This window comes from Solwaraspora sp. WMMA2080 (genome assembly GCF_027497395.1).
Classification (GTDB): domain Bacteria; phylum Actinomycetota; class Actinomycetes; order Mycobacteriales; family Micromonosporaceae; genus Micromonospora_E.
On sequence record NZ_CP114910.1, the window covers coordinates 6,179,838 to 6,192,794 of the forward strand.

At 71.1% G+C, this 12,957-nt stretch carries 14 protein-coding genes; 11 read left to right on the top strand and 3 right to left on the bottom strand.

All coding sequences use genetic code 11. The features are described from left to right. Positions 1-110: 110 nt before the first annotated feature. The 3 genes from O7543_RS28325 to O7543_RS28335 all read right to left on the bottom strand — a co-directional run bounded on the left by O7543_RS28325 (position 111) and on the right by O7543_RS28335 (position 1,251). Positions 111-629: a GNAT family N-acetyltransferase gene (locus O7543_RS28325; protein ID WP_281551061.1), complete on the bottom strand. Its 519-nt coding sequence runs from the start codon at positions 627-629 to the stop codon at positions 111-113. A gap of 118 nt (positions 630-747) precedes the next feature. After that, a complete protein-coding gene (locus tag O7543_RS28330; RefSeq protein WP_281551060.1) occupies positions 748-975 on the bottom strand; it encodes a winged helix-turn-helix domain-containing protein in 228 nt (75 codons plus the stop codon). Positions 976-1,014: 39 nt separating this feature from the next. Further along, positions 1,015-1,251, bottom strand: coding sequence for a winged helix-turn-helix domain-containing protein (locus O7543_RS28335; RefSeq protein WP_281551059.1), 237 nt, complete (start codon positions 1,249-1,251; stop codon positions 1,015-1,017). A gap of 222 nt (positions 1,252-1,473) precedes the next feature. On the opposite strand from O7543_RS28335, the gene O7543_RS28340 reads away from it, so the two are divergent. The 11 genes from O7543_RS28340 (at position 1,474) to O7543_RS28390 (ending at position 12,913) form a co-directional block, all read left to right on the top strand. Further along, positions 1,474-1,818, top strand: coding sequence for a hypothetical protein (locus O7543_RS28340; protein ID WP_281551058.1), 345 nt, complete (start codon positions 1,474-1,476; stop codon positions 1,816-1,818). Continuing rightward, the gene (locus O7543_RS28345) at positions 1,815-2,534 is read left to right on the top strand and encodes a hypothetical protein (RefSeq protein ID WP_281551057.1); all 720 of its coding nucleotides are present in this window, start codon (positions 1,815-1,817) and stop codon (positions 2,532-2,534) included. The genes O7543_RS28340 and O7543_RS28345 overlap by 4 nt, the downstream gene beginning before the upstream one ends. Then, complete coding sequence (locus O7543_RS28350) at positions 2,531-2,998, top strand: hypothetical protein (protein WP_281551056.1); 468 nt, start codon at positions 2,531-2,533, stop codon at positions 2,996-2,998. The genes O7543_RS28345 and O7543_RS28350 overlap by 4 nt, the downstream gene beginning before the upstream one ends. A 76-nt stretch (positions 2,999-3,074) precedes the next feature. Next, the gene (locus O7543_RS28355) at positions 3,075-3,917 is read left to right on the top strand and encodes a maleylpyruvate isomerase family mycothiol-dependent enzyme (RefSeq protein ID WP_281551055.1); all 843 of its coding nucleotides are present in this window, start codon (positions 3,075-3,077) and stop codon (positions 3,915-3,917) included. Positions 3,918-4,113: 196 nt separating this feature from the next. Next, complete coding sequence (locus O7543_RS28360; RefSeq protein WP_281551054.1) at positions 4,114-6,384, top strand: acyltransferase family protein; 2,271 nt, start codon at positions 4,114-4,116, stop codon at positions 6,382-6,384. After that, the gene (locus tag O7543_RS28365) at positions 6,384-7,913 is read left to right on the top strand and encodes a hypothetical protein (protein WP_281551053.1); all 1,530 of its coding nucleotides are present in this window, start codon (positions 6,384-6,386) and stop codon (positions 7,911-7,913) included. The genes O7543_RS28360 and O7543_RS28365 overlap by 1 nt, the downstream gene beginning before the upstream one ends. Before the next feature lie 24 nt (positions 7,914-7,937). Next, the gene (locus tag O7543_RS28370; RefSeq protein ID WP_281555668.1) at positions 7,938-8,666 is read left to right on the top strand and encodes a sugar phosphate nucleotidyltransferase; all 729 of its coding nucleotides are present in this window, start codon (positions 7,938-7,940) and stop codon (positions 8,664-8,666) included. Positions 8,667-8,713: 47 nt separating this feature from the next. Then, positions 8,714-10,087 (top strand): nucleotide sugar dehydrogenase, encoded by a 1,374-nt coding sequence (locus tag O7543_RS28375; RefSeq protein ID WP_281551052.1) that lies wholly within the window; start codon positions 8,714-8,716, stop codon positions 10,085-10,087. Beyond that, a complete protein-coding gene (locus O7543_RS28380) occupies positions 10,087-11,085 on the top strand; it encodes an NAD-dependent epimerase/dehydratase family protein (RefSeq protein WP_281551051.1) in 999 nt (332 codons plus the stop codon). Before O7543_RS28375 ends, O7543_RS28380 begins: the two co-directional genes overlap by 1 nt. Beyond that, positions 11,076-11,909, top strand: a complete 834-nt coding sequence (locus O7543_RS28385) for an FkbM family methyltransferase (protein ID WP_281551050.1) — start codon at positions 11,076-11,078, stop codon at positions 11,907-11,909. The genes O7543_RS28380 and O7543_RS28385 overlap by 10 nt, the downstream gene beginning before the upstream one ends. Then, complete coding sequence (locus tag O7543_RS28390; RefSeq protein WP_281551049.1) at positions 11,906-12,913, top strand: sulfotransferase; 1,008 nt, start codon at positions 11,906-11,908, stop codon at positions 12,911-12,913. The genes O7543_RS28385 and O7543_RS28390 overlap by 4 nt, the downstream gene beginning before the upstream one ends. The last annotated feature ends 44 nt before the right edge of the window (positions 12,914-12,957 follow it).

A 12,957-nucleotide genomic window follows, 5' to 3' on the forward strand; every position in this document is an offset into this window, starting at 1 on the left:
GTCGGGGATGCAGGCCGAGTCTGATGCCACAGGTGCATCAAGATGCATCTGTGGCATCACCTCACCGGGAGCGATGGGGTGCCGGAGACCCGGCAGGACGCGTGGGATGTTCAGCGGGCAGTTGGTGCTGGCGCACTCATCTGGTCGCGGCGAAGTTGCAGCGCCGGGTGGCGTGACGGGGCGAAATCCATCGACTGGTATAGGTTTCCGCTGCCCGCCGTGGCGTTCAGGTCGACGACGCTGACCGTGGTGTCGGTGGCGAACCAGTCCAGCAGTGCCTGCACGCAATCACGGGCGTAGCCGCGGCCACGGTGGTCCGGCTCGGTGCACACGTTGAACAGGTGCCCGCGCAGCCCGCCCGGGTTGCCGGGGGAGGGGGCGTGCCGGTCGCACTGGCCGACGGCGTTGCTGACGATGCCGTGCTGTGGGTCGTCGACCACGAACGCCGCGAACATTTCAGGGTCGCCGAGTGACCGGTTGAACCAGTCTAGGGCTGCCGACCGCCATTCGGCCGTCTCGTCGCCGACCGGTGCGCCCATGTCCTGCAGCATGACCGCTCGGAGCCGCACCAGGGCGGGAGCGTCGGCCTTCGTTGCTCGGCGCACCTGCGGTTGCGCTGGATGATGCATACGTGCAGCCTATCTGCGGCCGGCGCCGGATGATCCGCCTGCTGACACCCAAGATCATGTGAGCGCTATGGACGTCTCGTCGACGTTGAGACGTCCATAGCGCTCACATGATCTTGAGCTACACCGGCTGCGAGCCGGCAACGAGCACGCCCACCCCGGGTACGCCCCGGACTGTGCCCTCTGCCTGCAGGGCGAGGATGGCCTGGCGGACGACCGACGTCGCGACCCGGTGCTGTTCCCGCAACTGGTCGGTGGGCGGCAGCCGATCGCCGGGACGCAGTTGCCCGGACTCGACCTGCGCCCGGATGTCGCCCGCGACCCGCTCCCACTGCCGCGCTACGGTCATCGGCGCTCCTGACGACAGCCGGCAGCGGGTACGCCAGCGCTACGAGCCGGCGGCGTCGTCGCGGTCGGCGACGAACACCCCAAGCCCGTGTACGCCCTGCACGATGCCCTGCGTCTGCAAGACGAGCACGGCTTGGCGAACCACCGTCGCCGACACGTTGTACTGATTACGCAGCTGCGCGGTCGATGGCAGTCGATCGCCGGGACCGAGCTCGCCGGATTCGATCTGCGAGCGGATGTGGTCGGCGATCTGCTGCCACTTGGGCTTTACGGGCATATGGGCTCCCAGGTCTGCCCTGCCATTTGATCACAGCCCAGCTATGCACGACAAGACACGACTTGTGGGGTTGCTTTACTCTGCATGACGTGTAAAGCTCTGTCTGACCGGTTCCCAGGTCTGCAAACCCGGAGCTGGTTTCCCGCAAGGAGCCTGGTCAGCCGGCCGCCCCGCCGGCTGACCAGGTGCGCCCTCTCCACACCTGAACGGAGGCACCGACCGGTGACATCCGACCCCCGACCCGCCCCGATCCCGACCCCGACCCCGACCGCCACCGTCAACCAGAGGCCAGCGAACTACTACACGGCGTACGCCCGCGACCGGGTCGTCGCGGCGCAACGGGCCGTCGACACGCACACCACATCGGCGTACAACGGGTGTTGTCTGGGCTGCGGACGGCCCGGCCCCTGCGCCGACCTGGCCGCCGCCGAAGCGACCCTGGCCCGCTACCACCGACTGCCGTTCCGCCGGCCCGGTGCGACCCTGCTCGACCAGACCCTGCTCGACCCGGCCCGGACCACCGACGCCGACCGGGCGCGGTTCACCTGGTGGCGGAGGTCGGCATGACCGACATGCAAGCTGAAGTCAGCGCGGCCGACGGGCAGGCGTTGCAGGTGGCCGCCGACATGATCGACGTGCTGCGGACCGTCGCCCTGGCGATGGAGACCGCCGTCACCCACGCCGACGAGCAACTGGCCGGCGTACGGCACCCGGACGCCGGGCTGCCCACCGACCGTTATCAGAGTGCGCTGCACGAGGCGTGGGACGCGTACGGTGATGTTCTCGACGCCGTCAGCGCCGGACGCCCGCAGCTGCCGGGTGGCCGACCGGTCGCGGTCGCATCCATTCTGTACGGCCTGCAGACCGCCCGCCAGCACGCCGCGCACGCCGCCGCCCAGCTGCCCGACCTGCGGCACCGGCTGGCGTACGCCACGGACCGGCTGCACCGCAGCGAACACCCGCACGCCCAGGCCACCGCCGATCGGCTGGCCGTCGCGCTGAGCCGGCTGCGTGACGTCGAGATCAGTCTGAGCGTCGGCACCGGCGCGGTGGACCGCTACATTGACGCCCTCGACGCCGGCGTCGATCCGCCGGCCGCGCGGACCGCCCGGCTGGCCGCGGCGCAGCCGATCGCCAGCCCCAACGGTGACGCCGTCGCCATCGGCACCCGGATGGCGTCGACGGTGGTCGCCGCCAACCGCCGGCACCTGCGGTTCCGGACCCGCTGGCAGGTGTTCCGTCGGACATTGTGGAACAACATGAAGCGGGAGTTGCGACCATGACGACCAGTCGATCTGCCCCGACCAGTCAGTCGGCCCCGACCAACCAGCCGGTGGCGGCGCTCAGCTATCTGATGGCCGGGCAGGTGCACGCCCACGATCGCCGGACGGAGCGGTTCACCGAAGCCGACCGCCAACACTATCTTGACCTGCTCAGCGCGTTGTTCGTGCTCTGCGCCGACCGGCGGTTCCGCCGCGACGACCACGGTGCGGTGATCCGGTTCGTGGCCAGCGTCCGGGAACGGTTCGACCCCGACCGCACCCTGGTCGACCCGGTCATCGCGGAGAACCTGCTACTGGCCGCGCTCGGCGGGCACGAGACACTGCCGGCCACCGCCGAGAACATCACCGTGCAGACGCTGCTGACCGTCGCCCTGGTCAGCGACGAGCAGCCCAGCCCGGCCGGCTACGCCGCGCTGCTGCGCGAGGTTGACGCCATGGTCACCCCCGCCTCTCCTGTCGGCTAGGCATCCACCTCGAACGCCGATCCCTGTTGGACAACTCCGGATTACGCTGGTGCCTTTGGCGACCGGAGGGGACTCGATGATGACCGGGAACAGCCCGCCACACACGCTGCTGCTGAGGACCGCCGATCAGTCCGTTCTGGATCCCGCGCGGCTGCTCGACGTCTTCGCCGCCCAACGGCGGCAGCTCTGCGACGACCTGCGGAGTCTGAGCCCTGAGCAGTGGTCCGCGCCGACCCGCTGTCCCGGCTGGTCGGTGCAGGACACCGTCCGGCACCTGGGCGACGTCACTGTTGCGATTGCTCCCGATCCGGGCGACCGGATGTTCGACGTGACAGCCGGGTTCGACCCCCGGACCACTCCCCGCCATTGGCTGGCGGCATCGACCGGCGAGTCGCCGGCCGACACCCTCGACCGGCTCGTCGCGACGACGGAGAAGTCGCTCGCCGTGGCCCGGGACCGGCTGGCCCGCGACGACCGGTTCGACGTCGTCCTGCCGTACGGGCCGATGGACTGGACGGTGCAGGCGCTGCACGTGCTGTGGGACTCGTGGCTGCACGAACGCGACATCTTCCTGCCGCTCGGCGTCGACCGCCCGACCGACGCCGAGGCGACCAGCTACGCGACCGCGTACGGGCTGCTCATCGCGGCGGCGGTGGCGCAGAAGTTCGGTGCCCGGGCACATCAGCGTCTTGAACTCGGTGGCGACGGCGGCGGCGTCTTCGAAGTGGTCGCCGACGAAACGGTGACGCTGACCGCGGCGCCTGCCGCGACTCGGGTGGAGTCGGCCGCTCCGCCGGCCGCCGAGGTAACCGACGCGCTGGCCGGCCGCGGCTCGGCCACGGTGCTCGACGGCGTGCCCGACGGGTCGCGTACCGCACTGACTGTCCTCGCCACCTTTTTCACGACCCCGGCCGAGTAGGCCATGGTTTGACGTAGCACGGCATCGGTCGGGTGACGATCCGGCTGCAGGGCTATGGACTCCTCAGCGTACCTCTTTCACTTATTGGGCGGTTTTGCACTCTTGGTGAGGTAATCCGGCAAACGTCGCTCTCGCGGTGAAAAGCACTGATAGAACTGTCCGTACCCGTCGGGGTTCGGAGAGTGGGTGCGTAGCGATGACCAGTTCCGAGCTGGCCACGACGGACGTGCCGGCGGGTGTGTCCGGCGCGTCCGGCACGGTAACCACCGCTCGGAACCGGGAAAAGCCGCCGGGGCCGGCTCAGGCTCCGGCCCGCCCGGTCGCGCTCGGTGGCCGTGGGCACGGTACGTTCCGGCGCGACATCGAAGGGCTGCGCGGGATCGCCGTACTGCTCGTCGTGCTCTACCACGCGGGCGTCCCACTGTTCGGTGGCGGCTACGTCGGCGTTGACGTCTTCTACGTCATCTCCGGCTTCGTGGTCACCTCGGTGCTGCTGCGCGAGTACGCCACCGACGGCACCATCTCCATCCTCGGCTTCTACGCCCGGCGCGCCCGGCGGCTGCTGCCCGCCGCCGTCCTGGTGCTGATCACCACCCTGCTCGCCGCCTGGTGGTGGCTGCCGCTGCAACTGCAGTGGATCGCCACCCAGGCGATCGCGAGCGCCGCGTACTGCGTGAACTTCCTGCTGGCCCGCAACAGCGTGGACTATCTGGACACGATGCGTCGGGAATCGCCGCTGGAGCACTACTGGTCGTTGGCGGTCGAGGAACAGTTCTACCTGTGCTGGCCGCTGCTGCTGCTCGTGCTGCTCGGCTGGCCCCGTCTGCTGCGCTGGCGGCAGGCCCGGTCAGCGTCGGCCCGGTCGCAGCCGGCCAAGTCCCGGTCGGCCCGGCCCTGGCGGCGTCCGGGTGACCTGCGGCCGGTGCTGGTCGTCGTGGCCAGCGTCGCCGCGCTCTCCTTCGCGCTCTGCGTCTGGCAGACCGCTACGTCGCCCGGGTACGCGTACTTCGGCTCCCCGGCGCGGGCCTGGCAGTTGCTCGCCGGCGTGCTGATCGCCCTCGGGGCCGGCGCCGCGTCGCGGCTGCCGGCCCGGATCGCCGCCGGCCTGGCCTGGACCGGGTTGGCCGCTGTCCTGGCCGCCGCCCTGCTGTTCGACAGCACCACCCCGTTCCCGGGTTACCCGGCGCTGCTGCCGGTCGCCGGTGCGGCGCTGGTGATCGCCGCCGGCTGCGCGCCGCACAGCGGTGGGGTCGGCGGGCTGCTCGCCCTGCGCCCACTGCAGTGGCTCGGCCGGCTGTCGTACTCGTGGTACCTGTGGCACTGGCCGTTCCTGGTGATCGGCGCCGCACTGCTCGGCGGGCACGGCACGATCTGGCAGAACCTGGGCCTGGTCGGCGGGGCGCTGGCCGCCGCCGCCGGCACGTACCTGCTCGTCGAGGCCCCGTTGCGGCGGGGTCGACGGGCGGCCCGGCCGTGGCGCACGGTCGGCCTGGCAGCAGTGGCGTCGGCCGCCGTCGTCGCGGTGGCGGTGCCGGCGCTGGCGACGAAGCCGACGCTGGTGGGGCCGGGCCGGCCGGTCGACACCGCCGCCACGCTGGCCGCCTCGGCCGACGTCGAGCGTGACCTGACCCGGTTGGTCGCCGCCAGCGCCGAGGCCGGTCCGGTACCGGCCAACCTGACCCCGCCGCTGCCCGAGGTGACCACCGACATCCCGGCCGTTTTCCACGACGGCTGCGTGGTGCTGCGGATCACCGACACCGGCACCGACCACCCGTGCGGGTACGGCGACCCGGCCGCGGCGCAGACCGTGGTGCTGCTCGGCGACTCGCACGCCGGCAGCTGGTTCCCGGCGCTGCGCCGGCTGGCCGACGAGCGCGGTTGGCGACTGGTCGTCATGGTCAAGGGTTTCTGCAGCGCCGCGTCGGTGCGGTTCCACCTGGACTCGGTCAACCGGCCGTACGACGAGTGTGTCCAGTGGCGGGAGCAGGCCCTGCGACGGATCGGCGAGCTGCGACCCGCGATGGTGGTCACCTCCTCGACCAACTACACCTTCGGCGACCCGGTCGGCGTGTTCACCGACCGCGACCGGGTCTGGACCGACGGCTGGGCCCGGACCGTCGACACGATCAGGTCCACCGGCAGCGAGGTGGTGCTGATCGGTGACGTACCGTGGCTGCCGGCGACCGTGGTCGACTGCCTGGCGCTGCACCTGGCCGACGCGCGGACCTGTCACGGTGCGGTGTCCGACGTGGTGCTGGAGCCCCGTCGACGGCAAATGATCGCCGACGCCGCACGAGACCAGGGCGCACTGGTCGTCGACCCGATCCCGTGGTTCTGCACGTCGACGGTCTGCCCGGCGCTGGTCGGCAACGTGGTCACGTTGCGCGACGGCAATCACATCTCGGCTACCTACTCACGGTTGCTGTGGCGGGCGCTGGACGAGCGGATCGGCCTGCTGGGTGCCTAGTGGACACCCTGACCGGCCCTGATCCGGGCGACGACGCGGGTACGCCGGCGACGAGCTGGGTGCTGGCCGCTACCCTGATCCCGTCCACCAGCGCGCTGCTGGCCTGCGTGGATCCGCGGCTGCGGCACTGGTTCCTGATCCCGGTCACGGTCTGCGGCGTACTGATCGGCGTCGACGCCTTCGAATGGTTGCGGCGGCGGCGCGACGTGTTCGACCCGCAGGCGATCCTCGGCCTGTTCGGCGTCCACTTCTACTACCTCGCGCCGGTGCTGCACGTGCTGCTGGACTACTGGCCGCCGCTGCTGCACCCGTCGGCGGCGGGGTGGCGATCGGCGTTGGGTGCGATGGCGCTGCTGAACATGGTCGGGCTGGTCGTCTACCGGGTGGTCCTGTCGCTGCCCGGTCGCGGTCCACTGCGGGCCGTGCCGTCCCGGCTCGACCCGGGGCGCTACCAGTCGGTCGCGCTGATGGCCGTCGTCGTCGGTGTCCTGGCGTTCGGTGTCGAGGTTCTGCTGCTCGGCGGGCCGGGCGGCTTCTTCACGGCGATGACCCAGGACCGTACGGCGTTCGCCGGGCTGGGTTGGTTGCTGCTGATCAGTGAGTCCTTCCCGCTGCTGCTGTTCTGCCTGGTCCTGGTGCGCTGGCGGCAACTGCTGCGCCGCCGCGTCGACCTGGTGGTGCTGCTGCTGGTCGGTCTGGTCGCGGTCCAGTTCCTGGTGGGCGGCCTGCGGGGCAGCCGGTCGGCGGTGCTGTGGCCGCTGGTGCTCGGCCTGGTCCTGGTGCACCTGCTGGTGCGGCCGATCACCCGCAGGACTTTCGTCGCCTCGGCGGTGGCCGTGGTCATGTTCGTGTACGCGTACGGGCTCTACAAGGGTGCCGGGGTGGAGGTCGTCGACATCGCCAAGGGCACCCGTACCGTCGAGGAGGTCTCTGCTGAGACCGGCCGTGACCTGCCGACGGTGCTACTGGCCGATCTGGGTCGGGCGGACATCCAGGCGCTGTTGCTCAACCGGCAGCGCGTCGGGGTCGCGGATTGGAGCTACGGGAGTACCTACGTCGCCGCGCCGCTGCTGCTGGTGCCGGGCAGCGTGGGCGCCGAGCGGGTGCGGAGCAAGTCGGCGGTCGGCACCGACGTGCTGTACGGGCCGGGCGTGTACGCCTCCGGCGTGAGCTCCCAACGGGTCTTCGGCATCACCGGCGAGGCGATCCTCAACTTCGGACCGGTCGGCGGCCTGCTGTCGTTCGTGTTCCTCGGGCTGTTCCTCCGGTTCGCCACCAGGTACTACGCGCGGGCGCGGCAGTCCGACGCCCTCGCGGCGAAGCTGCTCTGCCTGCCGCTGTGCGCCATCACGGTCATCCTGGTCACCGCCGATCTGGACAACATCCTGGCGTTCTACCTCGGCGAGGCGCTGCCGCTGGCGCTCGTGGTGCTCTGCGCGGTCGCGCGCAGTCCACGGACGGCCGTCGGTCATCGTCAATACCGACAATCAGTGCCTAAAGCGCTGCTAGCCTCAAACCAGCGCAAATAGCCGAAGGGGCATCGGGTGGACGACATGCATGTCGTGATCATGGCGGGCGGCAGAGGGGTGCGGCTGCGGCCGTACACCACCGCACTGCCCAAGCCGCTCGTGCCGATCGGCGAGCACTACGCGATCCTCGACGTGGTCCTGCACCAGTTGGCCGCCTGCGGTTTCCGGACCGTGACCATCGCGATCAACCACCACGGCTCGCTGATTCGGGCATTCGTCGGCGACGGCTCACGGCACGGCCTGTCCGTCGACTACGCCCAGGAGCGGACCCCGCTGTCCACCGTCGGGCCACTGTTCACGATGCGCGACCGGCTGCCGGAGCGCTTCCTGGTGATGAACGGCGACATTCTCACCAACCTCAACTACGCCGACCTGCTGCGCGTCCACACCGACTCGGGTGCCCCGGTGACCGTGGCGACCTTCCGGCGCAAGGTCCAGGTCGACTTCGGTGTCCTGGCCGTCGAAGGGGACAAGGTCGTCGAGTTCAACGAGAAACCCACCCTGGACTACCGGGTCAGCATGGGCGTGTACGGGCTCACCCGGCAGACGATCGCGGCGTACCCGAGCGGCATCACGTTCGGCTTCGACCAGCTGATGCTCGACCTGATCAACCAGGGCAACCCGCCCGCCGCCTACGACTTCGACGGCTACTGGCTCGACATCGGTCGACCCGAGGACTACGACGAGGCGAACCGCAGCTTCGAGACGTTGAAACCGATCCTGCTGCCGGCCGCGCTGAGGGAGTCCGCATGAGCGCGCGCCCGGCCCGGACAGATCTCGATCTCGGACAAGGAGCGACAATGGCGAATCGGATCGGCATCGTGGGCATGGGCTACGTCGGGCTGACCCTGGCGGCCGGTCTGGCCCGCAACGGATTCGAGGTGCACGGCGTCGACAGCGAGCCGCGCGTCCGGGAGGAGCTGTCGGCCGGCCGGGTCCACCTGTACGAGCCGGGTCTGGCCGAGGCGCTGCGGGACACCCTCGGCCGCAACCTGTTCGTCCACCCGACGCTTCCGCCGGACCTCGACGCCGCTGTCATCTGCGTGTCGACGCCGGTCCGTGACGGCACCTCGATGCCGGTCCGACACGGCACCTCGACGCCGGTCCGTGACCGCACCTCGACCCCGGTCCGTGACCGCACCCGGCAGCCGGACCTGACCAACGTCGCGGCCGCCGCGACCGAGATCGCCCGGCGCTGCGGACCGCAGACCCTGGTCGTGGTGCGCAGCACCGTGCCGGTCGGCACCAGCCGGCGGGTCGTCCTGCCGGCGTTGACCGCCGCCTGGGGCCGGGCCCGGCTGGTGATGGCACCGGAACGGACCATCCAGGGGCAGGCGCTGCGCGAGCTGACCGAACTTCCTCAGGTGGTCGGTGGTCTCGACGACGACAGCCGACGCGCCGGGGTGGCGCTGTTCGGCCGGCTCGCCCGGCAGGTCGTCCCGGTCTCCAGCCTGGAGACGGCCGAGCTGGTGAAGCTGGCCAACAACTGCCACACCGACCTGATCTACGCGTACGGCAACGAGGTCGCCCTGCTCGCCGGGGCGCACGGGGTGGATCCGTTGGAGGTCGTCCGGGCCGCCAACCACGACTACCCCCGACCCGACCTGGCCAGACCCGGCTTCGTCGGTGGGAGCTGCCTGTCCAAGGACCCGTACCTGTTCGGCGCCAGCGCGCCTGGACACACTTCGCTGCTCGTCGCCGCAGCCCGGCAGCGCAACGAGCAACTGCCGGTGCAGGTCGCGGAGACCGTCGTCGGGCGACTGCGGCAACTGCGCGGCGCGACCGCCGGAGCGACCCTCGCCGTCCTCGGTTGGGCGTACAAGGGCTGGCCGCCCACCGACGACATGCGCGGCGCGGCGATCATGACGATGCTGCCGACGTACGACCGGGCCGGGCTGCGGGTGCTCGGCCACGATCCGCTGGTGGCCGACGAGGTGATCCGGGCGCACGGCGGCGAGCCGGTCAGCCTCGACAAGGCGTTCAGTGAGGCTGACGCGGTTCTGGTGCTCAACGACCACCCCGACTACCGGGGGCTGCCGGTAGGGACGTTGCTGCCCGGCACCGCGGTCCGGTTCGTCTATGACTCGTGGCGGATCCTCGACGAGGACGCGGTGCGGGCGGCCGGGGTGCACTACGAGAGCCTGGGCTACCGGCCGACCAGGGAGCCGGTGTGATGCGGGCGCTGGTGCTCGGCGGTGCCGGGTTCATCGGTCTGCACCTGGTGCGCCGGCTGGTCGCCGACGGTCACACGGTCACCGTGGTCGACGACTTCTCCCGGGGCCGCGACGACACCGCACTCGCCCGGGTCGGCGCCGACCCGGCGGTCGAGGTGGTCGCCGGTGACCTCACCCGGGCCGCGACCTGGGCGGCGCTGCCCCGCCACTGGGACCAGATCTACCTGCTGGCCGCCGTGGTCGGGGTGCGCAATGTCGAGGCCGACCCGGCCCGGGTGGTCCGGATCAACACGCTCGTCGCGCTGCACCTGATGGACTGGATCGCCGCCGCCGACCGGGTCTTCTTCAGCTCCACCAGTGAGGTGTACGCCGGTGCGGTCGACGCCGGGGTGGCCGCCGTACCGACCGGTGAGGACGTCCCGGCGATGGTGGCCGACGTGACGGCACCCCGCTTCGCGTACGCCACCAGCAAGCTGCTGGGCGAAGCGGCCGTGTTGCACGGCTCCCGCGCCGTCGGGGCGCACGCCGTGGTCGGCCGGTTCCACAACGTGTACGGGCCCCGGATGGGCACCGACCACGTGGTACCGGAGATGTCGCTGCGGGCGCTCCGTGGCGAGGACCCGTTCCGGGTGCCGGGCGCCGACCAGTACCGCGCCTTCTGCTACGTCGATGACGCCGTCGAGGCGGTGGTCCGGCTGATGGCCACCCACGACGCCGCCGGCCGGATCGTGCACATCGGCGACGACACGGAGCAGACCAACATCGCCGACCTGGCGAAGCTGGTGCTGCGTACCGCCGGCAGTCGCGCGAGCCTGCGACCCGAACCGGCCCCCGCCGGCTCGGTGCACCGACGCTGCCCGGACCTGGGTCTGCTGCGCCGGCTCACCGGCTATCAGCCGGCGGTGGCCCTGGAAGAGGGCGTCGGCCGGACCTTCGCCTGGTACCGCGACCACGACCGACCGACCGTCTCTGAAGGACAGGTGCCGGCATGGCGGTGAGTCTGCGTCGCCGGATCCTCGACCTGGTCGACGACCGCGTCGACCCCCGGATCATCGCCGGCCTCGGCGGTATCGCGCTGACGCTGCGGTCCCGCTCGCGCTGCGTCGTACGGTACGAGGAGGACACCTGGATCCACCGGTACCAGGGCGGGACCGTGGTCAACACCGAGCTGGGCGGGCTGTCCGCCGAGCGGGAGGACGTGGTCGTCCGGGACACCTTCCTGTACGGCTACCACCCGCGCCCCGGTGACACCGTCGTCGACCTCGGCGCCGGTGTCGGCACCGAGGTCCGGCTGTTCTCCCGGGTGGTCGACCAGCGGGGCCGGGTGCTCAGCATCGAGGCGCACCCGCGTACCTTCCGCTGCCTGCGCCGGACCGTCGAGCTGAACCGGCTGACTAACGTGACGCTGCTGGAGTGCGCGGTGGTCGGTGAGGCCGGCCCGGTGCGCATCGGCGAGGACGCCGCCAGCCACATCCGCAACGGGATCACCCAGGAGAGCACCGGCGGGATCGAAGTCACCGGCCGCCGGCTGGACGAGATCCTGCGGACCTGCGGCGTCGACCGGGTCGACCTGCTCAAGATGAACATCGAAGGTGCCGAGCTGGGCGTGCTGGAGGGGGCCCGCGACGTGCTCGACGTGGTCGGCAACCTCGTAGTCTCCTGCCACGACTTCAAGGCCGAGGGCCCGGCCGACGCATGGATGCGCACCTTCGCGCCGGTCAAGGCGCTGCTGCGCGACGCCGGGTACACGATCACCACCCGACCGGCCGACCCCCGGCCTTGGATCCCGTACTACGTGTACGCCTCCCGGGGCAGGCAATGATGCGGTTGTGCTACATCGGCGGGATCGGCCGCAGTGGCAGTACCCTCGTCGAGCGGGTGCTCAACGAGCTGCCCGGGGTGTGCGGGCTGGGCGAGGTCGCGCAGGTCTGGGACAACGGGGTACGGGACAACCGGCTGTGCGGGTGCGGTGCGGCGTTCCGGGACTGCCCGCTGTGGAGCAAGATCGGCGAGTACGCCTACGGCGGCTGGGACAACGTCGACCTTGACCGGATCACTTGGCTGCGGACCGTCGTCGGCCGGACCTGGCACGTCGGGCTGCTCGCCGCCCCGTGGCTCGGCGAGCGGCGTCGGGCCCGGGTGATCGAGTACGTCGACTACCACGCGCGCATCTACGCCGCCGCTGCGGCGGTCACCGGGGCCCGGGTCGTCGTCGACTCGTCCAAGGACACCGCGTTGGCGTACGGCCTGCGCTGGGCCGGTCCGGCCGATCTGCGGATCCTGCACCTGGTGCGGGACCCGAGGGGGGTCGCGTACTCCTGGATGCGACGGGTGCACGATCCGGAGTCCGGCACCGACGTCGGGGTGCCGCGGTTCCCGGCGGCCCGGTGCGCCCTGACCTGGAGTGGACACAACGCCGCGTACGACCTGCTGGGCCGGCTGGGCCGGCGGCGGCACGGCGCGGTCGCCGGGCGGCTGGTGCACCGGATGCGGTACGAGGAGTTCCTCGCCGATCCGCCGGGCGCGGCTGCGACGCTGAGCCGACTCGCCGGTCTGCCGCAGACCGGGCTGGATCTGTCCTACCTGTCCGGCGGGGAGGTGGAGCTGGGCGAACTGCACAGCGTCTCCGGCAACCGGATGCGGTTCACCACCGGCCGTCTGGCGTTGCGCGTCGACGACGCCTGGCGCACCGGACTGCCGGTTGCCGCCCGCCGGACCCTCACCGGACTGTGCGCGCCGCTGCTACGCAGGTACGGCTACCACCGCCCACTGCCGCCCGAGCCGTCAGTGGTCGGGACCGGGGCGGATCACCGAATGAAAGTGTAGATACCGCTCTGAACAGGGTGTTTCCGACGGGTGCCCGTGGAGGA